Source organism: Mycobacterium sp. 48b, from assembly GCF_048282725.1.
Classification (GTDB): Bacteria; Actinomycetota; Actinomycetes; order Mycobacteriales; family Mycobacteriaceae; genus Mycobacterium.
The window spans coordinates 6,491,195-6,514,222 of sequence record NZ_JBLVUL010000001.1 but is presented as its reverse complement, the minus strand read 5'-3'; the positions used below and the strand labels follow the sequence as shown (position 1 = coordinate 6,514,222).

The window sequence follows — 23,028 nt, the reverse complement described above, 5'->3', positions numbered from 1 at the left end:
GGCCGCTCTCGAACTTTTCCTTCTGGAATACGGTTTCGCGGAGAAGGAGGCATTGCAGTGCCATTCCCAAGGCATCGTCCACGTCGGCTGCGGTCCACCCCGGCGATGCGTCGGCTGGTGGCCCAAACCTCTTTGGAACCACGCCATCTGGTGCTGCCCATGTTCGTCGCCGACGGAATCGACGAGCCGCGCCCGATCTCTTCGATGCCCGGAGTGGTGCAACACACCAGGGATTCGTTGCGCCGGGCGGCCGCCGAGGCGGTGGCAGCCGGTGTGGGTGGGCTGATGCTGTTCGGTGTGCCCCGCGACGAGGACAAGGACCCGACCGGTGCGGTGGGCATCGACCCGGACGGCATCTTGAATGTGGCGCTGCGTGACCTGGCCAAGGATCTCGGCGACGCCACCGTGCTGATGGCCGACACTTGTCTCGATGAGTTCACCGACCACGGGCACTGCGGCGTACTGGACGGGGCCGGCAGAGTCGACAACGACGCGACCAACCTGCGCTATGTGGAACTTGCTGTGGCACAAGCGGAATCAGGTGCACACGTGGTCGGCCCCAGCGGCATGATGGATGGCCAGGTGGCCGCCATCCGTGACGGTCTGGACGCGGCCGGGCACGCCGACGTCGCCATCCTGGCCTACGCGGCCAAGTTCGCCTCGGCGTTCTACGGCCCGTTCCGTGAAGCGGTGTCGTCCAGCCTGATCGGGGATCGGCGCACCTACCAACAGGATCCGGGCAACATCCGGGAAGCCGTGCACGAGATCGAACTCGACATCGACGAGGGTGCCGACATCGTGATGGTCAAGCCCGCGATGAGTTACCTGGACGTGGTGCGCGCAGCCGCCGATATCTCACCCGTACCCGTTGCGGCATACCAGATTTCGGGTGAGTACTCGATGATCTGTGCCGCCGCGGCCAACGGCTGGATCGATCTGCAGGCGGCGGCGCTTGAGTCGTTGACCGGAATCCGGCGGGCCGGTGCCGACATCGTGCTGACCTACTGGGCGGCAGATGTGGCCGGCTGGCTCGCGTGACCGAACAGGTGACCGAGCCGCAGAAGAGCCCGACCGGTCGTCCCGAGGACGTCGACACCGGGTTCTGGTTGTGGACCGCCGCGCTGGTACTCATGGCGCTCGGGTATCTGATCGACGCCCTCACCGGATCCGGCAGTGGGGTGCAACGGTCGATGACCGTCGTGTTCTCGGTGATGTTCCTCGTCGTGCTGTCCTCGATCGTGGCGGCGTTCCTGGTACTCATGCGCCAGGGGTACCGCTGGGCCCGCACCCTGCTGACCAGCGGAGGGATCGTCTCGGTCCTGCACGCGATCAGCAGCCTGCTGACCGGTGACCGCCAAGACGCGGCCGCGGTGGGCTACGCGGTCACCGCGATCGTCGGATCGGTGTTGATCGCGGGCGGGCTGTACATGCTGCACCGCAAGGACGCCGACGGTTTCTTCACCCGGTGATTTCGCTAGGCTTTGCCGACAATGCCTTCATCATCATCAGCGTCGCGGCGCGCGACCATCTCGTTCAGTTGCTGGCTGGTCGGCGCCGTGCTGTTGATCGTCGGCGGCCTGATCGCCGCCTCGGCGTCCTGGCCCAGCGCCGAGAGTGCCCTGTTCCGCAGCGTGGGCGTGCTCACGGCCCTGGCCGGTGCCGGCATGGCGTTCCTGGCCGGCCGCAGTCGTTCCGGCGACGGTCGGTACCGTCGGGCCGCGATCGCACTGTCCATGGCGATCGTGGTGGTGGTCGCGTTGATCGCGGCGTTCAGTCTGGCGCCGGTCCACATCCTGACGCTGCTGGCGCTACTCCTGCTGATCGCAGGGGCCGGCCTGAGCGCACTTCCGGAGCGAAGGGGTGACGATGGAGAGTGAACCCGTGAACAAAGTTGCCTCCGAGGTGCTGTTCTACGAGCAGGGCGCCAGCTGGGCCTGGCTCCTCTTGGGGCCGTTCGCCGGGGTGGGCATGGCGATTCTGCAGATGACCGGCGGTTACGGGCACGACCTGTGGATCCCGATCCTGTTCCTGGTATTGGTGTCGGGGTTCGTGGCCATCCAGATCAAGGCCGCGCGCATCCACACCTCGGTCGAGTTGACCGCCGACACCCTGCGACAGGGTGCCGAGATCCTGAAGCTCGACGAGATCGTGCTGATCTACCCCGAGGCCTCGGGGTCGGAGGCGCCGAAATGGCAGTCCGCCCGTGCCCTCGGGGAACTGTCCGGGGTGCCGCGGGGTCGTACCGGTATCGGGCTCAAACTCACCGGCGCCCGTACCGCCCAGGCCTGGGCGCGCAAGCACCGGAAGCTGCGGGAATTGCTGACGCCGTTGGTCGAGGAGCGCACCGCGTGAAGCGCCGGGCCGTCCTTGAGCTCGTGGTGGCCGCCGTTGCGGCGGTCGGCTGCGTACTGAGCTGGATGGCTGCGGCGACGACGATCGAGGTGGCGCCGGTGCTCGACGGGCAGCCGCCCACCACGGCCGTCAACTATTCGGCGCCACTGTTGGTGCTGGCGCTGGTGCTCGCGGGCCTGGCCGGCGTGCTGATCGTGTTGGGCGTCGCGCGGTTACGTCGCTGATTCCGTGACCGACTGGCTTCCCGTCACCCGCGGTGAATCCGGCGCCGGGGTGTTCCGCAGCGCGGACGGTTCCCGGTACGCCAAGGTGGTCAGCCCCATGGCCATCGCCGATCTGGCCGCCGAACGCGACAGGGTGACCTGGGCGCACGATCACGGCGTACCGGCACCTGCGGTGATCGATTGGGGGGCCACCGACGACGACGGCGCGTTCCTGGTCACCAGCGCCGTTCGCGGCGTCGCGGCCGATCAGCTCGCGGAAGCGGACCTGAGGACGGCGTGGCCCTCGGTCGTGCAGGCGGTCGGTGACCTGCACGGCATCCCGATCGAGGACTGTCCCTACCGGCGCGACCTCGACGACATGATGTCCCGGGCCCGGTCTGTCCTCGCCGCGGGCGCGGTGAATCCCGAGTTTCTGCGTGACGAGGACCGGGACGTTCCGCCCGCCGAGCTGCTGATGCGCGTCGAACGCGAGACCGGTCTACGTCGCCGCCAGGAGGCTGCCGATCGGGTGGTGTGCCACGGCGACCTGTGCCTGCCCAACATCCTGATCGACCCCGACCGGCTCACCGTCGAGGGCTTCATCGACCTGGGCCGGCTGGGCCTGGCCGACCGGCACGCCGACCTCGCGTTGGTGCTGGCCAACACCGCAGACACCGTTCCCGGCTTCGCCGACGACGCATCCGCAGGTCTTGCCGCGGGCTATCCGGCGGCGATCGATGAGGACCGGCTCCGGTTCTACCTCGCCTTGGATCCGCTGACCTGGGGATGAGAGCCCAAGGCGCGGTTCAGGAATCGAGCCAGGCCAGCTCGTCGGACAAGTGCGCGCGCCAGAAGTCCTGATCGTGACCGCCGGGGTAGAAGCCGACGGCCGGGGTCCTGGGCAGTTGGTTGACGAACATTCGGGTCGCTGCGTAGAACCCGTCGCCGGTGCCGCAGTCGATGCGGAGCGGGATCGACCCCAGTGCCGGGAGCAGTCTCAGTGCTGAGTTCTGCTGCCAGTCTTCGAGGCTGTCGAAGGCGTCGGGCGGTGCGCCCCAGTACGTCAGGTACAGCGCCGGGCTGATCGCGCAGACCGCCGCGGTGCGTGCGGCGCCCAGTCTGGCACCCAACAGCATGGCGCCGTAGCCGCCCATCGACCAGCCCATGAAGGCCACTCGGGAAGTGTCGATGCCCTTGGTGGCCAACATCGGGATCAGTTCGTTGAGCACCATCGCCCCGGCGTCCCCACCAGAGGCTCGACGGCGCCAGAACGAGTTGCCGCCATCGACACTGACCACCGCGAACGGCGGCCGGCCGGCCGCGGTCAGCCGGGCCAGCGCCTCCGGAATACCCAGGTCCATCACACCCGCGGCGTCGTTGTCCATCCCGTGCAGGGCGATCACCGGACGCAATGGGCCGTGCTGGCCCGGCGGGCGGGCGATGATCCAGTTGGTTTCGACGCCGCCGCGGGCCGCGGAGATGAATGACCCCGCATCGCGGGTCGGCGCGGGTCCGCCCGCGGAGGCCGGTTGGTTAGGGCTGGCAGACGCGCGGGGCAGCGGCGGATCGAGCAGGCTGCCCAATGCCATCAGTCCCGCGGCACCCGCGCCGGTGACACCTAGACGCAGCGCATCGCGGCGGGTCAGCGAGTTCACCTGCGCATCATTCCAACCCCGGGTGCGTCATGGGTCTCAGCACGCGACACGGTCCGGCAACAGCCCGATAACGCCGCTCACCGCCTCGGTGACCCTGCTCACACCGATGTTGGTACAAAGTGCAAAATCTGTAACACTGTGTCCATGACGGAATTGGCCGAACAGCCGCAGCAGACCGACGCACTGCCCCTGGGGCCGCAATCGCTGGTCTGGAAGTACTTCGGCGACAACCGGATGTACCTGATCGGGCCGCGGCCCGCCGTTCTCCAGAACATGCTGGCCGAGCTGGGTCAGGGCGTGCTGGACCATTCGACGTTCTTCTCCGACACCGCCGAGCGGCTCAAGCGCACCATCCCGCCGATCTACCGGACCGTCTACGGCACCGAGGACGAGAACGCCGGTACCCAGGTGCGCGATTTCCACCACCACGTCAAGGGCGATATGCCAGACGGGTCCCGGTATCACGCGCTGGATCCCGACACCTACTTCTGGGCGCACGCGACGTTCGTCGAGCAGGTGTTCTACTTCGCCGACACCTTCGTCAAACGGCTCAGCGACGCCGAGAAGGAACAGATCTACCTGGAGTCCAAGACCTGGTACCGGCGCTACGGTGTCAGCGACCGGCCCATGCCCGCCACGTATGCCGAGTTCGAGCAGTACTGGGACCGGATGATGAACGAGGTGGCCGTCCCGCACAAGTCCGCCCGCTACGGCGTCGGCTACGTCACCAAGGGTTTCCCCTGCCCCAAGGCGGTGCACCCGGCCGTGTGGCGCGTGGTCGCCACGGTGTTCAACCCCGCCGCGGCCTTCCTGACCGCAGGTGGCCTGCCGCCGCGCGCCCGAGACCTGCTGGATCTGCCGTGGAGCGAGCGTCAGGAACGCAATTACCAGCGCTTCGCGGCGTTCTGGCGATCCCGCCCGGTGAACTGGGTGTGGGATCATCTTCCGATGAGCGTGCGCTACAACAAGTTTGCGCAAAAGGGCTATGCCCAAGCCTGATTCGTCGCCCGCGACGGGGCCTGATTCGTCACCCGCGCCGGTGGCTGATTCGGTGACGGGCATCCTGGATGCGGCCCTCGTCGAGTTCGAGCGGCACGGCCTGCGCCGGGTCGCACTCGACGACGTCGCGCGCCGGGCCGGGGTCAGCCGAACCACGATCTACCGCAGGTTCGCCAACCGCGACGAACTGGTCGCCGCGGTGATCGAGCGGGAGAACGTCGCATTGTTCTCCGACATCGCCAACGAGTTGAAAAATGCAGGGCCGCAGTCGAATTACTACGTCGAGGCGTTCACGCTGTCGATCCTGAAGTTCCGCCGTCGCCACGTGCTCAACCGGATGATCTCCGATGAACCGGCCCTGGTGATGGAGCTGCTGCACACCCACTACGGGGCAGCGATCGAGCGCATGGCCGCGGCGCTCAAGGTGATCTTCCCGGCCGGATTTGCCGATCGGATCGGCGAGCAGGCGGTCAACGACCTGGCCGACACCATCCTGCGTTATGCCGGAATGGTGCTGCTGCTGCCCAGCGTCGAACCCCTCGACACCCCCGAGGACCTTCGGGCCTTCGCCACCCGGCATTTCCTGCCCAGCCTGCCGGCCTCGCTTCGCACCGTTTCGGCCTGATCGACTCGCGGGCACGCCGTGCCGAAGTGTTTGGCGGCTCACACTTTCGGGCAGCCGGTAAGGATGACCACAAACAAGCCACCACCTGTCACCGAAGAGAACCGCAAAGAGGCCGCGCGCGTCATGAGGTCCTATGACGACAGCCGGCCCACCGTCACCTTGCCGGGTAGCCACGGCACGGTGTCCGGCACCGCCGTCAATGACTGGGTCGACGACGACGGGAAGCCCATCTACGGCAACACGGACCAGGAGCAGCAGTAACCCCGAACCTGCGTCGTCGCGGGTCGCCGTTTGCCTACTGTGGCTGGTGTGACCGCTACCCCGCTTGACCGGATTGCCCCTGCATTCGTGACGATGGCCCACGAGATCGTGTGGGCCTCGGTAGCCACCGTCGACGCCGACAGTCAACCCCGCAGTCGCATCCTGCACCCGATCTGGGAGTGGGACGGAAACGACCTGTTCGGCTGGGTCGCCACTGTGCCCAGCCCGGTCAAACGGGCGCACCTGGCGGTGCACCCTCATGTCTCGGTCAGCTACTGGACCACCAACCACGACACCTGCGCCGCGGACTGCCTGGTGGAGTGGTACACCGACGACGAGACCTGCACGCAGGTATGGGACCGCTTCGCCAACGGGCCTGCGCCGGTGGGCTATGACCCGTTCGTCATCCCGCAGTGGAGTGGCGGGCCCACCTCGGATCAGTTCGCGGCACTGCGGCTGACTCCCTATCGGCTACGGGTGATGCCAGGCACGGTCATGACCGCGGGATCCGGTGAAGTATTGAACTGGCGGGCGTGAAAGCCCGCCAGTCCCATCCTCAATTGTTGTTTCCCATGCTTAGAGTGACCATTATTCATGCATGATCGGTCCGCAATAAATCGCGAAATTCTGATTGCGATAATTGCGCGAAAATCGGTGATGAAAAAGAACGGTGTTCGCTCCCCTGTGGGGAGGCGTGAAGCGGGTGGACTCGAGAAAATTCGCAGGTCATACCGTTAAACGCGGTCTGGACGCTTTCGCCTGAGAATGGTCTCCCCGGACTCCGCGGCCTTGGTGCGTTTTGCCGCTCGCCGCTCTTTGATGGTCATCGCCGGTTTTTTGGGAAGACGACCCTGGGATTTATCAGCCATCGTTGCTCCTTTATTCGCAAACAATCACTGGGCCCGACCATACATCAGAAAAAAATAAAAGCCAGTCCGCAATTCCTGGACCGGCCGCGGACTGTTGGTGCCGGTGCGCCGACGCCGGACAAGACCGAATCGCGGGCCGCACCCGGCTTCTCGACGGCGGTCGCTACGCCGGACGGTGCCTGACCTTGGGGGCGGCGCTGTCGTGCCCGACGTGCAGCCCGGGGACCAGCATCGCCACGCGGTGGCGGTAGTCGCGGTACTGCTCGCCCATCATGTCCGTCAGGTCGCGTTCCTCGAGTTGGATCGCCACCAGGATGTAGGCCGTGCTGACAGCTGCGAACAGCAGATGGCCTACGGTCATCGACGGGGTGGCCCAGAACGCCACGATGAATCCCGCCATGATCGGGTGCCGGATCATCCGATAGAACATCACCGTGCGGAACCCCAGCTCGCGGTACGGCTGGCCGCGCCAGTTCAGCCAGACCTGCCGCAGGCCGAACAGGTCGAAGTGGTTGATCATGAACGTCGAGGCGAACACTGTTGCCCAGCCGGCCCAGAACAACGCCCACAGGATCACCCGTCCCGCAGTGGATTCCACGTCCCACACGACTGCGGGCATGGTGCGCCACTGCCAGTACAGCAGGAACAGCGCCAGGCTGGACAGCAGCACGTAGGTGCTGCGCTCGATGGCCGGCGGGACGATCCTGGTCCACCGTTGTTTGAACCAGGGCCGGGCCATCACGCTGTGCTGAATGGCGAACACCGACAGCAGCAGCAGGTTGACGAGCACCGCCTCACTGGTCGGTGCGGCGATGCCGGAGTCGACCGTGCGTGGCACCACGAAATCGCCGACGAAGGCGATCGCATAGAAGAAGGCCACGACGAACGCCAGATAGCTCGCGATCCCGTAACCGATGATGAGTAGGCGCTTCATGGTGACCTCCTGCCACCGTTGGGACAGATGCCGCGCCCTGCTGCCGACCGCAGTAGTGGCTTATCTACGGTAAACCTTGAATCCCCAGGTGAACAGGGGTTTGCTAGTTTGCTGAATCAACCGGTTCCGGACTGTTTCGGGTCCAGCAGGCCGTGTCGGTCCGCCTCCGACAGTCCGCCCCACACACCGAACGGTTCGGCGATCGCGAGCGCATGTGTCCGGCATGGCGCGAGCACCGGGCAATCCCGGCACAGTGCCTTGGCCCGTTGTTCGCGATTCGACCGGGCGCGCCCGCGTTCGCCCTCGGGGGAGAAGAACACCGAAGCGTCCATGCCCCGACACCTCGCGTGCCGTTGCCAGCCCCATGTTTCCGCGTCCTCATGTGCCATGGCTGTCATCCCAGCGGCTCGCGGACCCGCTGATCGGATCCTTCACGACATCCATACGGGCGCGGCCCGATTCCGCACAGTCTCTTGACGTGTGCACATCACCGGCCCGTAAGGATTCGAGCGGCTGCCGTCAAGAAACCGTTGACATCGCGGCCGAGTGGCAGTGGCCGGAGTAGACCGGCAGGTATGCGATACGAAACACGCCGCGGGGTCCGAGGCGGAACCGGCGATGAGTGAGATGTTCCAGATCATCGCGCTGATGGCGGTGCCCGCGGCGATGCTGCTCGGCCTGCGCCGGGTGGTGATCTGTCAGAACCGTCGGCTGGATTCGCAGACCTGCCCGGTCCCGCTGGTGATCACGCCCCCTGCACGGCAGCCTTCTTCCACCTCAGGCGGGCTGCAGTACCGCTGACGCGTACCAATGGCACACCAAGAAAGCCATTGGTACGGCGACCGAAGCGCGTTCTGCACCGGCGCCGGTTTTGTCGTCGACGGTGCGCTGACCGCGAGCCTCATCTAGGCGCCCGGTCGATCAGGGCACTACGACCGCGCGGCCGCGGACTTTGCCCTCCTTGAGGTCGCGGTAGGCCTGGGCTGCGTCGTCGAGCGAATAGGTGGTCGACTCGACGTGCACCATCCCCCGGGCGGCAAGGTCGAGCAGTTCGACGAGTTCGGTGTGCCCGCCCCAATACGTGGTTTGGATGCTGACCTCATACGGCTGGGAGAAGAACGACATCGGCACCGAACCGCCGGCGATGCCGATGATCGTTACGTCGCCCAGGGGGCGTGACGCGCTGCGGGCGAGTTCGATTGTCGCAGTGGCGCCGACGAAATCGAGCAGGACATCCGCCCCGTGCCCGTCGGTGAGGTCCTTGATGGCCGATGCCGCGTTGTCGTCAGACGGCAGTACGTGATCGGCGCCGATCGTTGCGGCCAGGTCGAGTGCTTCCTTGCGATTGTCGACCGCGACAACCCGAGCAGAGGTCGTGGCTTTCACCAATTGCAATGCCACATGGCCCAATCCGCCGACACCGATCACCACCACCGTCGAGGTCGGGGTCATCTTGGACCAGGATCGGCGGATCGCATGATAGGGAGTCAGGCCGGCGTCGGTGAGCGGTGCGGCCGTCGCCGGTTCGAAGTCTTTGGGCAGTGGCAACAACAACCTCTCGAACGGCACGAGCAGGTACTCGGCCATCCCTCCGTCGAGTCCCAGGCCTCCGCCCCCGCTGACGACCGGAGCGGCCGTCGGGTTCTCGCAGTAGTTTTCGAAGCCGAGCCTGCAGCGCTGGCACGTGCCGCAGCCCCATGGGCCGTACACGGCGACGGCGTCACCCTCGGCCACCGTGGTCACACCGGCGCCGACCGATTCAACCCAGCCGGCGTTCTCGTGGCCCAGCGTGAAGGGCATCTGCCACGGCATGGTTCCCGGCTCGAAATCGTGCATCAGGTGCAGATCGGAGTGGCAGGCACCGGCCCCGCCGACCTTGATCACCACTTGTCCAGGACCCGGCGTCGGCTTCGCGATGTCGACGAGTTCGGGTTCGGTCTTCCAGTCCATCAACCGCAGTGCCTTCATGGTGCCCTCCGTAGGCGAATTCGGCAGGAGCTATCGGCTATCGGCTTACTGCTTGACGAAATCTCCAGGTTTGTATTTGTGGTCGAAGAACGCTTCTGTGGGTCCATACCAGCGGATGAGGCTGAACCAGCCCTTGCCCGGATTGGTCTTGAGCCAGTTCTTCGCTCCGTCAGGAGGATTGGGTCCGATGTGGAATGTCACCGAGCCGTCGGGGTTGAACTCGAGGTCGTTCATGGAATTCAGCGACGGATAGGCCTGCCCGGGGGCATCGACGCCGGAGGCGGATTCAGCGTCGTAGACGGTGACCGACCACAGGATGTTCGCCGGCGGGTTGGCGGGCAGATCGATGGTGTACGTGTCCTCCCCGCGGAGGTATTCGCCCTTGCTGTCCTTGTATGCCGCACCGTATTTGGCGCCGAATCCGACGATCGAGGAGATCATGCCGGTACTGATCGAGTAGGCGTTGATGTACATGTGCGCCTTGGCGTTGACGTCCGCGTAGCCGGTCTTGCGGTCGCGGAACTCCTCATCGAGCAGGGTGTGCCAGAAGTCGTCGAGCTCGGTGCGGGCATGGGCGACCCAGTGCCGATCCGACCACCAGAGTGCGTTCTGCTCCTGATCGAAGTGTGCGGCGATGTTCTTGGCCATCCGCCAGGCGGTCTTGGCCCCCTGGTCGAGCAGTTCCCGCTGCCGGTCACTGGGTTTGAACTCTTTGCCCTTCGAGATGCCCAGTGCCGCCAGGACGCCGTGCATGTACGGGTCGACGGTGTCGAGGCGTTCGCTTTGGATCAGTTCGTTGAGCATGTCGAAGTAGGCGCCGTCGCGGGGGAACAGCGCATTGGCCGGGATGTCGGAAACATGTTTGAAGTTCATCGGTTTCGCCTCGCCTTTGAGCGGGCGGATGACCAGGCCCTCGACTGCTTTCAGCCCGGGTGACAGATCGTCGACCGACTGGAAGAAGCCGCGCTGGAAGAAGAACACCCCGTTGGAGCGGCACTCGTACACGAAATAGTCAGCCGGGTTGACGCCCAGATCGTCGAACTTCTGGCCCGCAGGGACGACCAGATATTTGCCGCCGTTGCCCTTGTCAGGCCCGGGAATGCCGATGTCGCCGAGATACTGCACACCGTCGATGGTCGGTCCGGTTAGTGGCCGATGCCAGAAATCGTCCATCAAGCCTTGGATTTTCGGCGGCGCTTCGAGTACCAGCGGCCCCGTTTCGCCGAGATCGGCGAAGCCCAGGCAGTAGATGACATCGGAGTTCGGTGTGGTGATGAGAGTGTTCGGTTTGAGCCGTTTTTCGTAGACCGACATGACGTTGTAGCCGGTACCGGCGACCTCGCCGAGGCCTTTTTTCATGGCGAACATGTTGACCGCGGGCAACGACCACAGGTAACTCTGTGTGGCGCGCTGGAAATAGAGCTCGTCGGTCAACGTTTTCGACGTTTCTTCGGTGGGATAGCCGCGGTCGAACTCTGCATCGGCCAGGGCTTGGTATCGGTTCTCGTCAGGCATTGGCGACGTTCCTTCCTCGCGTGAGCAGGCGGCCAGCGCGGCCCCTGCGCTCAGCGCCGCCGCCGCCATGCCGGCCGAGCCGAGCGCCGTCCGTCGATTGATCTCCATGCTGGTGGCCTCATCTCGGGTAGAGCGGTGTCGCCCGACCGTGACTCACACTGCGCGGCGACACGAATGACTCTGCTCGATGGCGCACGCCGACGGCCATCTGTGCCCACGCTACGCGCGCACGCGCCTCTGGCAGGCGGTTCGGCGATGCCGATGGCGATATGTCGAATTCGCGACCGAATGACCGGCGCGGTTTTTCGCCCGAAACTGATCACAGACATGGGCGATCGGGCCGGAGTGGCCAGATGGGATGGATTCGGCCGCAGGCCGAATCTTCGACATGGTTACCGATTGCCGTGGTTAGGTGAAAGAGGCACGTTTTGGTGCTACTGCAGCGCTGGGACCCGGGGAGCCGCCACCGAATTTCCGATCAATCAGGGAGGCATTCGTTTATGAGTTGGCAGATGACACGGCGATCGGCATTGAGCGCGGCGGGGTTGGCAGTCGCTTCGGTCGGCGCCGGGACCGCATTGGCAGCCTGTTCGCGCGAGGACACCAACCCCGCGCCGACGGGACAGACTTCGGCGAAACCCACTCCCTCGCAGGCGCCCACGGCCGAGATCACCCAACCGGTACCCGGAGTGGTGATGCAGCCCGGCTATACCCGCACCTTCGGGCAGACCGCATATGTGTGGGGATGGCCGCTGGTGAACATGCTCAACCGAAAGACCGCGATCACCCAGGCGCCGCATCCCGGCCGCCTCAACGGGGTGTTGCCGGCCGCACCACGGGGTCGTCTGGCCATGCTGTCCGACTACATCGATCCTGCCCAGACCTTCATCGCCTGCCCGAATCAGGATGTCGTATACGGGTTGTCGTACATGTCGCTGGACGAAGAACCAGTCATCATCCAGGTGCCCGATTTCGGAGACCGGTTCTGGGTGTACGCGCTGTATGACCAGCGCACGGACCAATTCGGCGAGCTCGGCAAACCGTATGGCTCCAAGCCGGGGTTCTATCTGCTGGCCGGCCCGAATTGGAAGGGCGACAAGCCCGACGGCGTGGAGGCGGTCCTGCGGTCCTCGACCGCTCTGGCCGCGGCGATCCCGCGGGTCTTCATGGACGACACGCCCGAAGACCGGGCCGCCATTCAGCCGGTGATCAACCAGATCAACATCTACCCGCTCACCGAGTTCGACGGGAAGATGAAGAACGCCGAATGGGCCACGCTGCCCAGCATCCCCGGCCCATCCGCAGAGGGGGGCGGAGAAACCAGATGGGTGGTTCCTGAGCAGTTCTTCGACCAGATCGGCACAGCATTGGATGCCGTCGCCCCGCTGGCGGGCGAGGAAGCGCTCTACGCGCAGGTCAAAGCCGTCCTGGAGGCCGCCAAAGACCCCGAGGTCAAGAAGACTCTCACCGAAACCGCCGTGGCCGCCGAAACCGATGTCATCGCGCCGTTTCTGCAGTGGGTCCACAACGGCGTCCCGGTGGGCAACAACTGGAACCGGTCGGTCAACAACGCCATGTTCGGTTTCGACTACTTCAACCGGACCGCAACGGCCAAATCGAACATGTTCGAGAACCGCCCCAACGAAACCCAGTACTTCTACACCGACCGCGACGGTACCGGCGCTGCCCTGCAAGGCGACCGCACCTACCGCATCACTTTCCCCGCCGGGCAGGAACCCCCGGTCCAAGGATTCTGGTCGCTGACCCTCTACAACGAGCATCACTTCTTCAACCCGAACCCGTTGAACCGCTTCTCACTGGGCACGAAGAACAAAACCCTCACCCGCGGCCCGGACGGCTCACTGACCCTCTACGCAGGGGCGAAGTCACCCGGCCCCGACAACGAAGCCAACTGGCTACCTGCGCCCGCCGGGCCCTTCTCGCTCTACATTCGCGCGTACTGGGGTAAACCCGCCATCACCGACGGCACCTGGAAACCGCCGGCCGTCGAACCGATGTGATCGAACCGCCCGGCACCGATGGTGGACGACGGAGCCGGCGATCGAGCTACACCCGTTTGAGCAGGACTGCCTGTTCGAAGGGCAGACGCGCGAAGACCTTTTGCACCCGGCCCTTGATGTGCGCGGCTGCTTCGTCCTTGGACACCACCCGCGGGTCACGGACCTCGATGGTCTTGCCGTGGCGGCGAATCCGCGCGTGACCGGCTGAGGTGATGTTCTTCAGCCAGTCCCGATCCGGTCCGTAGGTCAGCATGATGGCCACGCCATCGTCGGTGCTGAAGACACTCAGCGGGGTCCGGTAGGTTTTGCCGGACTTCCTGCCGACGTGCTCCAGGATGCCGAATGTCGGCGCCCAGCCCGCCCACAGGCGCTGGATGGGGTTGGTGACGTACCGGTTGAGCCGGGCCAGCCATTGCGGAAGTTGCATGCCCGATTCAATCGCAGCAGTGACGGCGGTCACAACCTACTACGGTCGGATTCCGGCGCCCCGGCCCTCAGCCGGCACGCCTGAGCAACAGCGTGTGCTCGACACCCGCGCGCGCCATCAGCTGGCGCCACGGCGCCCTCAGCTGTGGCAGTGCCTCTGCCGTGGCCACGACGCGGGGCTGATCGACGGCGAACGTGCGCCCTTCGAACTTCACCCGGCCGCCGCCCGCGCTTTGCAGGTTTTTCACCCAATCCCGTTGTCGCCCATAGGGTAGCAACACTGCGACCCCGTCGGGGGTGGTGAATGCCGACACCGGGGTGCGGTAGGTCCTGCCGCTGCGTCGCCCGGTGTGCTCGACGATCGACCAGATCGGCAGGTAGCCCGACACGGGTCGGAAGAGCCGATTGGTGACGCGTCGATTGAACCGAGCGCGGCGTTCTGAGAATCGCACCATCGCTTCATCTTGCCGCGTCCGGACCATCTTCAACCGGATCGCCATACCTGACCGTGAACTACGGGCTGGACGTGACCCGCGCCTGAGGAACTTCGCCGTGCGGCTCCTCACCGGTAGGGCCGAACTTCCGTCCGGACTTCTCCATAGCGTGTTCGAACAGCCTCTGTAGCGGTGTGGCGACGAAAGTGGTGACGATCGTCATCAGCGCCAATACCGTGTACAGCTTCTCGGAGATGAGTCCTGACTCGAACCCGATGTTGAGCAGGATGAGTTCCATCAGGCCACGCGCGTTGGCGAGTGCTCCCATCGAACCGGCCTCGTACCAACTCATGCCCTGCCAACGCGCTGCCAATCCGATGGCACCGAACTTCGCAGCGAAGGCCACGAGCAGCACGACACCCGCCATCGCCAGAGTGGGGCCGTCGAAGATCAGGGTCAATTGTGTGTTGAGACCTGAGTAGATGAAGAACGCGGGCAACAGCAGATATGCGACGAGAGGTTCGAAACTGTCGCGGATGGAATTCAGAAGCGCGCCGCGTGGCATGACGGCGCCTGCCACGAAAGCGCCGAATACAGAATAGATTCCGACCATGTCGGCGAACGCGCTCGCGGCAAGCACGACAAGTAGCACGACGGTGACATGCGCGATCGGTAGGCCGCCCGTCCTCTCGATGTCGGAGCGCGGCGGAGTCCAGGTCTCCAATCTGCCGAGCAGCGGACGACCGACGTACAGCATGAACAACAGGTAGGCCAGGCCGCCTCCGATGGCCAGCACTGCGCCAAGCGCGCTGCCCTTGGCGGTCGCCACCACCGTCGCCAGCAGGACCCACGAGCATGCATCGTCGACAGCGGCGCAGGACAACGCCATGGTGCCCAACCTGGTGTTGAGCAGACCGGAGTCGTAGATGATCCACGCCAGCATCGGAAACGCCGTAATGGCCACGGCGGCAGCGACGAACAGCGCTCCCTGCCAGGGCTCGACGCCGGCGGTGAAGTAGCCACCGAGGCCGACCATCCACCATCCGAGGAAGCCGCCGACGATCAGCGGGACGCCGATGCCCGCGGCTGACGTCACACCGGCCTGCCGCGAATGAGCGCTCAGTATCTCGAGATTGAACGACGTTCCCACCAGGAACATGTAGAGCACCAGCCCGAGCTGGCCGACGACGTAGATGGCCACCAAGTTCGGGTGGGTCAACGTCTCCGCGCCGACGGTCACCTTGGCGGGGAACAACCACTGCTGTGTTGCCGGCGAGATCCACCCGAGCACCGAAGGCCCGAGCAGAAATCCGGCCACCATGATCGCGACCACTTGCACCTGACCGAGCCTGCGGAAGACCGGCCACAGCAGGCGGTAGGTCAGAAGGATGACAGCGATCTGGATGAAGAAGTGATAGGTGATCGTGAGCAGTGACGGCATGGCGGCTCCTTCCCGGTCACTTCTGCTCGGACCAGCGGAACACGGAGAGGCAGGCAATCAGACCGCCGACGCTCCACGCCAGCAACACCAGGAACGTCCGCAAGTGCTCCCAACTGCCCGCGGGTTCGAAGGCGACCATCTGCGCGGGGAGCAGGACGGACCGGAAGCCCTGTGCCATCCATTTGACGGGGAAGAACGAACCGACGATCAGCATCCATGTCGGCAACACCATGAGCGGTACGTAAGTGCCCGAGAGGAACTGCAAGCCGACTGCCGGACCGTTGGTGATGGCAGCAGCGGAAACGGCGTTGCCTGCGAAGTTACTGATGAAGATGCCGAGCAGTGAACAGCTGATGATGCCCAGGGTGAATACCCACGTCAGCGTGAACCATCCGAAGACGTCGGTGGGCAGCCGGAGCCGAAAGATCAGCACGCCCACCGTGAGCAAGATGACGGCCTCCGCGAGGCTCGCGATGGCAACCAGCATGATCTTCCCGATGAAGTATGACGACGCGGTCGCCGGCGTACCACGCAGTCGCCTCAAGGCACCCGTCTCGCGGTCGGCCGCGATACCGATGCCGAGGTTGATGAACGAAGTCGACAGGATGCCGTAGGCAAGCATGCTTGCCGCAATCACGGCACCGGTACTTGTCTGCGTCCCAGGCACTTTCGCCGAGAAGATCGACCCCAACAGAATGCAGATCACGGCCGGCATCGAGAACGTGAGTGCCAGCTGTTCGGGGCGTCGGTAGAACATCTTCAATTCGGGGACGACCCGTGACAGCCCTATGGCGACTGCCGAAGGAAGGGCTGGGCGTGAGTCATCCGGGCGCTGTACGGGTTTCATGGCATTCCGCACGGACTCGGTTGTCATCATGCCTGACCGATCAAGTGCAGGTATGCGTCTTCGAGCGTGGGTCGGGTGACGGTGAGTTGCGCCAGCTCCACCCCTTCTGCGGACCGCTTCCTGATCAGCTCGGTCGGATGGTCGGTCTCCTCCACTCGGACTTGGTCTCCCTCGATCCACCGCACCGTCGCTGTCGTTTTCGCGTGGGAGATCAACCGGGCCGGTGAGTCCACTGCAGCAAGCCGTCCGTCGGCAATGACCGCGACGCGATCTGCCAGAGCCGCGGCCTCCTCCAGGTAGTGAGTGGTCAGCAGAATGGTGGCGCCGTCGTCGGACAGCGCCCTGATGAGATCCCAGAACCTTTGTCTTGCTTCGGGATCGAAACCCGTGGTCGGCTCATCCAGGAAGATCAGTTCGGGGGTGGCGATGATCCCGAGAGCGACATCGAGCCGGCGTCGCTGGCCCCCGGACAGCGTCCTGACCCTGAGGCCAGAACTGTCGGCCAGCCCGACGAGATCGAGCAATTCCTCGGGAATGCGGGCCCTGCCATAGCACTTCGCGAACATCCGCACGGTTTCCAGTACGGTGAGCATCCCGAAGTCGCTGGTCTCCTGCAGCACGATACCGATCCTGGCGCGCCAGTTGCGGCCCGCGGTCCCGGGATCTTCGCCCAGGACGCGCACCTCGCCGGCATCGCGCTTCCGGTTGCCTTCGAGGATCTCGATGGTCGTCGACTTGCCCGCCCCGTTGGGGCCGAGAATCGCGAAGATCTCGCCGTGGTCGACATCGAGATCCAGATTCCGCACCGCGTGCGATCGACCATAGGCCTTCGACAGCCCGCGTACGCGAATGGCGGGGGACTGGTGTACGTGCGGTGGATAGGTCACGAGTGTGCCTCTCCCACTTCCGGATCGGCGTCCGCCTCCAATTCGGCCAGCAACTCTCGCAGATCGGCATCCGACAGTTCGTCCATGATCCGGTCCACGTCGTCGACGACGACAGGGGGCGCAGGTGGCGAATCTTCGTTGGTCGTCGGGGCGGGGCCATGGATCGAATGAAGCTCGGTGAGTACCCGATCGGACAGAGCGTTCACACTGGTGCCCTTGAGGATCTCGAGGACGGGGAGGTTGATCGAGAACACCGTATTGATCCTGATCCTGAACTCCATCGCCATCATGGAGTCCAGGCCGATGTCCTCCAGCAGATCGTCGGGCTCGAAGTCATCTACGGCACAGTCGAACACGGCGGCCGCGATGTGCCGCACCCGGTCGGCGATGACGGCCGGCCGATCGGCCTCCGACGTAGCCGCGAGCACGTCGAGTATCGATCCTTCGGAATCGGTTTCGGCGGAGAATGCTTCGTTGGTCCCGAGATCCGAGTACATCAGCGGTAGCGATCCGCTCGGTCCAGTGTGGCGGGCTCGAGCCCAGTCGGCGCTGATGGCGACGACGTTGGGTGTCTTCTGGTTGATGAGCCGATCGAGAATCCGGGTCCCCACCGCAGGTGTGATCAACGCGATTCCGCGCGCAGCGTAGATCTTCTCCAGCTTGAGCTCTTCGACCATTCCCACCGACCAAGGCCCCCACCCCACGGTGAGTGCCGGCAGGCCCTGCGCCCGGCGGTAATGCGCGAATGCATCGAGGAACGCGTTGGCAGCCGCGTAGTTCCCTTGGCCAGGCGAAGCGATGGTCGATCCGGCGGACCCGAACATGACGAAGAACTCGAGCTCGTGGTCCTTGAAGGTGTCGTGCAGTACACGAGTACCGGTGATCTTGGGTGCCATCACCTTGGCGAAGTCGAGGTCACTGGCGTTCACGAGCAACTGGTCGTTCACCGATCCCGCAGCGTGCACTACTCCGCGAACCGGCCTGCCGCCACCGCGGATGTGCTCGCTCAGCCAGGTCGCCACCTGGTCGCGATCGGCGATATCGACACTGGCGGTGGTGATCTGGACGCCGAGGTGTTCGATCTTGCGGATGGTGCGCACGATCGCGAAGTGGGGATCGTCTTCGGTCAGCGACGGCCAACGATCTCTCGGGGGGACGATGCTGCGGCTCAGCAGCGTGATGTGGCGTGCTCCGCGTTCGGCCAGGTAGGTGGCGACAATGCGGCCGAGTGATCCTGCCCCGCCGGTGACGACGTAGGTTGCATCTGGGGTGAGCTTGGTGGGAAACGGTCGCGTCAAGCCGTTGCATGGGCGCAGGCGCGGCACGAACGTGGTCCGGCCGCGGATCGCGATCTGATCTTCCGGCTCGCGGTCGAGAACGTAATCGCAGATGCGGGTGACGGTGTGAGAGCGGTCGGCGGCGGAATCGGTTTGCAAATCGATGTCGATCAAGCCACCCCAGTGTTCGGGAAGTTCCTGATGACCGATGACTCGACCGAGTCCCCACACGGCGGCCTGATCGACACCCCGGAGCAAGGTGCCGGGTGCCGGTTGTGCGTTGGCGGTGATCAGGTAGAGGCGGGACGTCAAGTTGTCGTGCTCTGCAAGGCTTTTGACGAGATGCAGGATGGCAAGGGTTCCCAGCTGTTGGTCCTCGTCGACGCTGCCGCCCTCGGGGATGTCGAGCGGCCAGCAATTGATGACGCCGGCCAGGTCTCCTGCTGCGGCGAGGCGGGTGAACATCCGGCCCATCTGCTCGGGGCACCTGGCATTCATCGCATAATCTCCGTCAACCTCGGTGAGGTCGGCGTCGTCATGGTGCTCGACTGTGCGGACGCGGTGGCCGCGGTGGCGCAGTTCTTCGGCGAGGGATGCCCCGACCCCGGCGTCGTCGACGAAGATGAGCCAGGACGAAGCGCCGGTCGTGATCTGGTGCTGATCGTGGGTATCCGTGCTCATCTCGTCCGGCGTGGCACACCATTGGATCTCGAGCAGGCTCTTGTCGATGTGATCGGGCGACATGTTCGACGATGTGCTCAGCGACTGCACTGTGAAACCTGCGAACACCGCCAGCGGCGTCCCGGCCAGGTCGGTGATCGTGATGTCGCTCTCGACCTCCGCTCTGGTCGCGGACACGACGTGAACGTGAACCTTCATGTGCTCTTCGGGCGCACGGTAGAAGGCGCAGCGGCGGATACGAGTCGGTAGGTAAGGCTCCTGGGTCTCTTCCTGCCCGAGGAACGGTGCACCGAAGAGTGTTTGGAAGGCCCCGTCGACGAGCGCGGGATGGAATCGGAAAGCGTCGAGCTGGCCGGCGACCGCAGCTGGAACGGTGATGTCGGCGATGGCCCAGTCCTCACCAGCGGTCACGCCTTGCACGGACCGGAATGCGTCGCCATAGTCGAAACCGAGTGATCGGGTACGCACGTAGAAGTCGTCACCGCCGATCGAGGCGGTCGGCTCCGCGCAGCCGTCTGGCGGATCGTGACGGGGCGGTGCCGCAGGCAAGGTGTTCAGTTCCGCCGTCGCGGTGATCGTCCACTTGGAATCCCCGTCGGCCGTGACCGTGAACGCGGCGAACTCCAACGTGCCGTCGGCCTCGTTGAGCGTGGTCCTGAGGATGGGGTCGCAGGTCTCGTCGAGAATGACGGCGCGGTGGAGCACGAGATTGTCCACGCTGTGGTTCGACCCATAGATCGACTTGGCCGCTGCAACAGCCATTTCGACGTACACCGCCCCGGGTACCACGACACTTCCCTGGACGCGATGATCGGCGAGAAACGCGTTGAGGACAGTGCTGAATTCGGCTTCCCAGGTGGGATGAAGCGCGCTCACGGATTGCCCCAGCAGCGGATGCTCAGGCTCGTAGAACAGTGCCTCCACGGCTTCCTGGGTTTCGTTCCAGAAGCGTTTCGTCTGCCACGGGTAGGACGGGAGTTTGAGAAGTCGGGCTCCGTTACGTGGCTGCACGACATTCCACGCGACGTCGTGGCCGCCGCAGTGCAGTGTGCCGACACAGTTGAGCAGTGCGCGGCTGTCGTCATGATCCCGTCGCTGGGTTGCGGTGACCAGAACCCTTGTTTGTCCCGCTGTTTCGAAGATCGATGCGGCCAGAACGGGATGCGGCCCCAGTTCGACGAAGTGCGTGTACCCGTCCTCCAGCATCCGGCGGATCGCGGGTTCGAAGAGAACGGTGGAGCGAGTGTTCTGCCACCAGTAGGCGGCGCCGGCCTGGTACTGGTCCAGCTGTTCACCGGTGACCGTCGAATACAGAGGCAGCGTCGCCGCTTTGGACGACAGACCGTCGAACGCGCTGAAGAGGTCGTCTTTCACCGCCTCCATGTAATGCGTGTGGTACGGCACCGTGACGGACAAGTAGCGGTGGAAGATCCCGGCCTTGTCCAGTTGCCGGGCGATGTCGGCGAGGAGGTCGTTGTCGCCGGCGATCGTCACTGCCGACGGGCTGTTGATCGCCGCCACCGATATCCGCCGGCCGAACTCTTCGTGCGCCCTGCCATCGATCGTCTGCATCACCGATTCGACGTCGAGGCCGACGGCGAGCATCCCGCCCTGACCGCTCGTGCGCTGCTGGAGCCGGCTTCGGTGATAGATCACCTCGATCGCCTGCTCGAACGTGAGCAGGCCGGCCAGATGGTGGGCGGCCACTTCACCCGCGCTGTGGCCGATGACGGCGTCCGGGTCGATGCCGAACTGCGAGAGCTGCTCGGCAAGCGCGAGTTGGATGGCGAAGTTGGCCGGTTGCGCGAACTCCGTCTCCGCCATGCGAGAGCGGGTCTCGTCGCGTCGGAGCTCGTCGACGAGGGACCAGCCCGTATAGCGGGACAGCTCTCGATCGGTGCGCAGCATGCTGTCTGTGAACGCGGGGTAGGTGCCCAGGAGTCCCCGGCACATCTTCCACCACTGAGGACCCATGCCGGTACACACGAACGCAAGTTTTGCCGCGACGGGAACGGTGCGGCCGGTGGCGGGATCACCGCCATCGGCGAGGGCTTGAAGTTGTTCCCTCGCATCGGCGACGTCGTCGGCGATCACAGTGCGGCGATGGTTCAGATGCGCGCGGCGCTGTCCGAGCGTGAAACTCAGATCTCGCAACGTGATATCGGGGTGGGCGGCCAGATGTCGGGCCAACTGGCCGGCCCTCGCGACCAGGGCCTCCTCGCTGCGGGCCGAGATCGGCAGCACGGTCGGCGGCGGCTGCGGGGCCTGAGCTGCGGCGGGCCCGACATGGGAAGGGGCCGGAGGCTCGGCGAGCACCACATGGGCGTTGGTGCCACCGAATCCGAACGAGTTGACCCCCACTATGCGACGTTCGTAGTCAGGGAATGGCTGCCCGTTTGCGACGATGTCGAGTTTGAGGTCCGCGAGGGACACGTGTCGGTTCGGAGTCCGCAGGTGCAGGTTGGCGGGAATGTATCCGTGTTTGGCGACCAACGCCGCCTTGATGAGCCCGGCCACCCCGGCGCCGGCCTCGAGATGGCCGATGTTGGTCTTGACGGATCCGATCAGAAGGGGATTCGTCGCCGACCGGTCCAGCGTCAGCGCGGCCGCGAGTGCTCGCATCTCGATGGGGTCGCCGAGAGGCGTTCCGGTGCCGTGCGCTTCCACGTAGCCGACCTCGGTCGGCTGGATGCCCGCGCGCCGGAGCGCAATTCGGATCGCAGCTTCTTGGGCTTCATCGCGAGGCACGGTGATGCCGTCGGTGTGGCCGTCCTGCGACACCGCCGTACCGAGGAGTTGCGCATATACCTCATCGCCGTCGTCGAGTGCGCGCTGAAGAGGTTTGATGACGACGATCGCCCCGCCTTCCCCGCGGGCATACCCGTCAGCCGAATCGTCGAAGGCCTTGGAACGTCCTTCGGGGCTGAGGAATCCGCTCTTCGACTCCGCGATCGCGGTGTTGGGACCGATCATGATGTTTACGCCGCCGGCAAGGGCGAGATCGCACTCACCGCGCCAGATGCTCTGCGCGGCAAGGTGCACCGCGACGAGCGAGCCGGAGCACGCCGTATCGATCGTCATGCTGGGTCCGCGGAAGTCGAACGCGTGCGAGATCCGGTTCGCCAGCATCGTCATCATCATCCCGGTGGCTGAATGAGCCTTGAACCGGTAACGACTGGTACGCCCCTGATTCTGCAGCAGCTGATAGTCCAGAGTGAATCCACCGATGAACACGCCGACGTCGGTACCCGCCAGTCCTTCGGCGGGTATTCCTCCGTCTTCCAGTGCCTCCCACGCGGTGTGCAGCAGGAGGCGTTGTTGCGGATCGAGGGAGTGCGCCTCGCGCGGGGAGATGCCGAAGAACTGTGGGTCGAATTGATCTATTTCCCGGAGGAATCCGCCTCGACGGGTGACGATCTTGCCGACCTTCGACGGATTGGGGTCGTGGTACCGGGCCGCATGCCAGCGGGTTTCGGGAACGACGCAGGTCGCGTCGATCTCGCTGCACAGCAAGCTCCACAGACTCTCCGCGGAGTCGGCTCCGCCAGGAAGGCGACATCCGATTCCGACGATGGCCAACGGTTCGTCGCCGTTACGCTCAGGAAACATGTTCATCCTCTGCCCTCGCAGCTG

General features: G+C 64.8%; 23 protein-coding genes. 12 read left to right on the top strand and 11 right to left on the bottom strand.

Going from position 1 to position 23,028, the window contains the following annotated elements:
* Positions 1-105: 105 nt before the first annotated feature.
* From hemB to ACNQR1_RS31830, 6 genes are read left to right on the top strand one after another with little or no spacing between them, the layout of a single operon-like run.
* Positions 106-1,038, top strand: coding sequence for a porphobilinogen synthase (hemB, locus tag ACNQR1_RS31855; protein WP_418050582.1), 933 nt, complete (start codon positions 106-108; stop codon positions 1,036-1,038).
* On the top strand, positions 1,035-1,469 hold the full coding sequence (locus ACNQR1_RS31850) for a hypothetical protein (RefSeq protein WP_418049516.1): 435 nt from the start codon (positions 1,035-1,037) through the stop codon (positions 1,467-1,469). The genes hemB and ACNQR1_RS31850 overlap by 4 nt, the downstream gene beginning before the upstream one ends.
* Positions 1,470-1,490: 21 nt before the next feature.
* On the top strand, positions 1,491-1,877 hold the full coding sequence (locus ACNQR1_RS31845; protein WP_418049515.1) for a hypothetical protein: 387 nt from the start codon (positions 1,491-1,493) through the stop codon (positions 1,875-1,877).
* Complete coding sequence (locus ACNQR1_RS31840) at positions 1,867-2,352, top strand: DUF3093 domain-containing protein (protein WP_418049514.1); 486 nt, start codon at positions 1,867-1,869, stop codon at positions 2,350-2,352. The genes ACNQR1_RS31845 and ACNQR1_RS31840 overlap by 11 nt, the downstream gene beginning before the upstream one ends.
* Positions 2,349-2,576 carry a hypothetical protein gene (locus ACNQR1_RS31835; protein WP_418049513.1) on the top strand — a complete coding sequence of 76 codons (228 nt, stop codon included), beginning with the start codon at positions 2,349-2,351 and terminating at the stop codon, positions 2,574-2,576. Before ACNQR1_RS31840 ends, ACNQR1_RS31835 begins: the two co-directional genes overlap by 4 nt.
* 4 nt (positions 2,577-2,580) lie before the next feature.
* Positions 2,581-3,345 carry an APH(3'') family aminoglycoside O-phosphotransferase gene (locus ACNQR1_RS31830; protein ID WP_418049512.1) on the top strand — a complete coding sequence of 255 codons (765 nt, stop codon included), beginning with the start codon at positions 2,581-2,583 and terminating at the stop codon, positions 3,343-3,345.
* Positions 3,346-3,361: 16 nt separating this feature from the next.
* On the opposite strand, the gene ACNQR1_RS31825 is transcribed toward ACNQR1_RS31830, so the two are convergent.
* Positions 3,362-4,210 (bottom strand): alpha/beta hydrolase, encoded by an 849-nt coding sequence (locus tag ACNQR1_RS31825; protein ID WP_418049511.1) that lies wholly within the window; start codon positions 4,208-4,210, stop codon positions 3,362-3,364.
* A 144-nt stretch (positions 4,211-4,354) separates the two neighbouring features.
* On the opposite strand from ACNQR1_RS31825, the gene ACNQR1_RS31820 reads away from it, so the two are divergent.
* The 4 genes from ACNQR1_RS31820 to ACNQR1_RS31805 all read left to right on the top strand — a co-directional run bounded on the left by ACNQR1_RS31820 (position 4,355) and on the right by ACNQR1_RS31805 (position 6,632).
* Entirely contained in the window at positions 4,355-5,209 is an 855-nt protein-coding gene (locus ACNQR1_RS31820; protein ID WP_418049510.1) for an oxygenase MpaB family protein, read from the top strand.
* Complete coding sequence (locus tag ACNQR1_RS31815) at positions 5,196-5,834, top strand: TetR/AcrR family transcriptional regulator (RefSeq protein WP_418049509.1); 639 nt, start codon at positions 5,196-5,198, stop codon at positions 5,832-5,834. Before ACNQR1_RS31820 ends, ACNQR1_RS31815 begins: the two co-directional genes overlap by 14 nt.
* A 63-nt stretch (positions 5,835-5,897) precedes the next feature.
* Positions 5,898-6,095: a hypothetical protein gene (locus ACNQR1_RS31810; protein WP_418049508.1), complete on the top strand. Its 198-nt coding sequence runs from the start codon at positions 5,898-5,900 to the stop codon at positions 6,093-6,095.
* A 93-nt stretch (positions 6,096-6,188) separates the two neighbouring features.
* A complete protein-coding gene (locus ACNQR1_RS31805) occupies positions 6,189-6,632 on the top strand; it encodes a pyridoxamine 5'-phosphate oxidase family protein (RefSeq protein ID WP_418050581.1) in 444 nt (147 codons plus the stop codon).
* 495 nt (positions 6,633-7,127) lie between these two features.
* Here ACNQR1_RS31805 and mddA read toward each other — a convergent pair whose 3' ends face one another.
* Both mddA and ACNQR1_RS31795 read right to left on the bottom strand, forming a co-directional pair.
* Entirely contained in the window at positions 7,128-7,898 is a 771-nt protein-coding gene (mddA, locus tag ACNQR1_RS31800) for a methanethiol S-methyltransferase (protein WP_418049507.1), read from the bottom strand.
* A 116-nt stretch (positions 7,899-8,014) separates the two neighbouring features.
* Complete coding sequence (locus ACNQR1_RS31795; RefSeq protein WP_418049506.1) at positions 8,015-8,296, bottom strand: WhiB family transcriptional regulator; 282 nt, start codon at positions 8,294-8,296, stop codon at positions 8,015-8,017.
* A gap of 220 nt (positions 8,297-8,516) precedes the next feature.
* Here ACNQR1_RS31795 and ACNQR1_RS31790 point away from each other — a divergent pair, with 220 nt between their 5' ends.
* Positions 8,517-8,699, top strand: a complete 183-nt coding sequence (locus ACNQR1_RS31790) for a hypothetical protein (RefSeq protein ID WP_418049505.1) — start codon at positions 8,517-8,519, stop codon at positions 8,697-8,699.
* 120 nt (positions 8,700-8,819) lie between these two features.
* Here the strand turns inward: ACNQR1_RS31790 and ACNQR1_RS31785 are convergent, their stop codons facing one another.
* Both ACNQR1_RS31785 and ACNQR1_RS31780 read right to left on the bottom strand, forming a co-directional pair.
* A complete protein-coding gene (locus ACNQR1_RS31785; protein ID WP_418049504.1) occupies positions 8,820-9,866 on the bottom strand; it encodes an NAD(P)-dependent alcohol dehydrogenase in 1,047 nt (348 codons plus the stop codon).
* 45 nt (positions 9,867-9,911) lie between these two features.
* Complete coding sequence (locus ACNQR1_RS31780) at positions 9,912-11,489, bottom strand: DUF1254 domain-containing protein (RefSeq protein ID WP_418049503.1); 1,578 nt, start codon at positions 11,487-11,489, stop codon at positions 9,912-9,914.
* A gap of 404 nt (positions 11,490-11,893) precedes the next feature.
* Here ACNQR1_RS31780 and ACNQR1_RS31775 point away from each other — a divergent pair, with 404 nt between their 5' ends.
* Positions 11,894-13,402, top strand: a complete 1,509-nt coding sequence (locus ACNQR1_RS31775) for a DUF1254 domain-containing protein (RefSeq protein ID WP_418049502.1) — start codon at positions 11,894-11,896, stop codon at positions 13,400-13,402.
* 46 nt (positions 13,403-13,448) lie between these two features.
* Here the strand turns inward: ACNQR1_RS31775 and ACNQR1_RS31770 are convergent, their stop codons facing one another.
* The 6 genes from ACNQR1_RS31770 to ACNQR1_RS31745 form a co-directional block, all read right to left on the bottom strand.
* Positions 13,449-13,829, bottom strand: a complete 381-nt coding sequence (locus ACNQR1_RS31770) for a nitroreductase family deazaflavin-dependent oxidoreductase (protein WP_418050580.1) — start codon at positions 13,827-13,829, stop codon at positions 13,449-13,451.
* Positions 13,830-13,896: 67 nt separating this feature from the next.
* Positions 13,897-14,283: a nitroreductase family deazaflavin-dependent oxidoreductase gene (locus ACNQR1_RS31765; protein ID WP_418049501.1), complete on the bottom strand. Its 387-nt coding sequence runs from the start codon at positions 14,281-14,283 to the stop codon at positions 13,897-13,899.
* Between the two features lie 58 nt (positions 14,284-14,341).
* Positions 14,342-15,703, bottom strand: a complete 1,362-nt coding sequence (locus ACNQR1_RS31760) for a cation:proton antiporter (protein ID WP_418049500.1) — start codon at positions 15,701-15,703, stop codon at positions 14,342-14,344.
* 16 nt (positions 15,704-15,719) lie between these two features.
* Complete coding sequence (locus tag ACNQR1_RS31755) at positions 15,720-16,550, bottom strand: ABC transporter permease (RefSeq protein WP_418049499.1); 831 nt, start codon at positions 16,548-16,550, stop codon at positions 15,720-15,722.
* Between the two features lie 26 nt (positions 16,551-16,576).
* Entirely contained in the window at positions 16,577-17,437 is an 861-nt protein-coding gene (locus ACNQR1_RS31750) for an ABC transporter ATP-binding protein (RefSeq protein WP_418049498.1), read from the bottom strand.
* Positions 17,434-23,010, bottom strand: coding sequence for a type I polyketide synthase (locus ACNQR1_RS31745; protein ID WP_418049497.1), 5,577 nt, complete (start codon positions 23,008-23,010; stop codon positions 17,434-17,436). Before ACNQR1_RS31745 ends, ACNQR1_RS31750 begins: the two co-directional genes overlap by 4 nt.
* Positions 23,011-23,028 lie beyond the last annotated feature (18 nt).

Coding starts and splice junctions, on each gene's coding strand:
- ACNQR1_RS31840 (WP_418049514.1), top strand. CDS start 1,867: ATGGAGAGTGAACCCGTGAACAAAGTTGCCTCCGAGGTGCTGTTCTAC.
- ACNQR1_RS31745 (WP_418049497.1), bottom strand. CDS start 23,010: ATGAACATGTTTCCTGAGCGTAACGGCGACGAACCGTTGGCCATCGTC.
- ACNQR1_RS31805 (WP_418050581.1), top strand. CDS start 6,189: ATGGCCCACGAGATCGTGTGGGCCTCGGTAGCCACCGTCGACGCCGAC.
- hemB (WP_418050582.1), top strand. CDS start 106: ATGCGTCGGCTGGTGGCCCAAACCTCTTTGGAACCACGCCATCTGGTG.
- ACNQR1_RS31820 (WP_418049510.1), top strand. CDS start 4,355: ATGACGGAATTGGCCGAACAGCCGCAGCAGACCGACGCACTGCCCCTG.
- mddA (WP_418049507.1), bottom strand. CDS start 7,898: ATGAAGCGCCTACTCATCATCGGTTACGGGATCGCGAGCTATCTGGCG.
- ACNQR1_RS31755 (WP_418049499.1), bottom strand. CDS start 16,550: ATGAAACCCGTACAGCGCCCGGATGACTCACGCCCAGCCCTTCCTTCG.
- ACNQR1_RS31780 (WP_418049503.1), bottom strand. CDS start 11,489: ATGGAGATCAATCGACGGACGGCGCTCGGCTCGGCCGGCATGGCGGCG.
- ACNQR1_RS31785 (WP_418049504.1), bottom strand. CDS start 9,866: ATGAAGGCACTGCGGTTGATGGACTGGAAGACCGAACCCGAACTCGTC.
- ACNQR1_RS31790 (WP_418049505.1), top strand. CDS start 8,517: ATGAGTGAGATGTTCCAGATCATCGCGCTGATGGCGGTGCCCGCGGCG.
- ACNQR1_RS31795 (WP_418049506.1), bottom strand. CDS start 8,296: ATGACAGCCATGGCACATGAGGACGCGGAAACATGGGGCTGGCAACGG.
- ACNQR1_RS31815 (WP_418049509.1), top strand. CDS start 5,196: ATGCCCAAGCCTGATTCGTCGCCCGCGACGGGGCCTGATTCGTCACCC.
- ACNQR1_RS31810 (WP_418049508.1), top strand. CDS start 5,898: ATGACCACAAACAAGCCACCACCTGTCACCGAAGAGAACCGCAAAGAG.
- ACNQR1_RS31765 (WP_418049501.1), bottom strand. CDS start 14,283: ATGGTGCGATTCTCAGAACGCCGCGCTCGGTTCAATCGACGCGTCACC.
- ACNQR1_RS31770 (WP_418050580.1), bottom strand. CDS start 13,829: ATGCAACTTCCGCAATGGCTGGCCCGGCTCAACCGGTACGTCACCAAC.
- ACNQR1_RS31760 (WP_418049500.1), bottom strand. CDS start 15,703: ATGCCGTCACTGCTCACGATCACCTATCACTTCTTCATCCAGATCGCT.
- ACNQR1_RS31845 (WP_418049515.1), top strand. CDS start 1,491: ATGCCTTCATCATCATCAGCGTCGCGGCGCGCGACCATCTCGTTCAGT.
- ACNQR1_RS31775 (WP_418049502.1), top strand. CDS start 11,894: ATGACACGGCGATCGGCATTGAGCGCGGCGGGGTTGGCAGTCGCTTCG.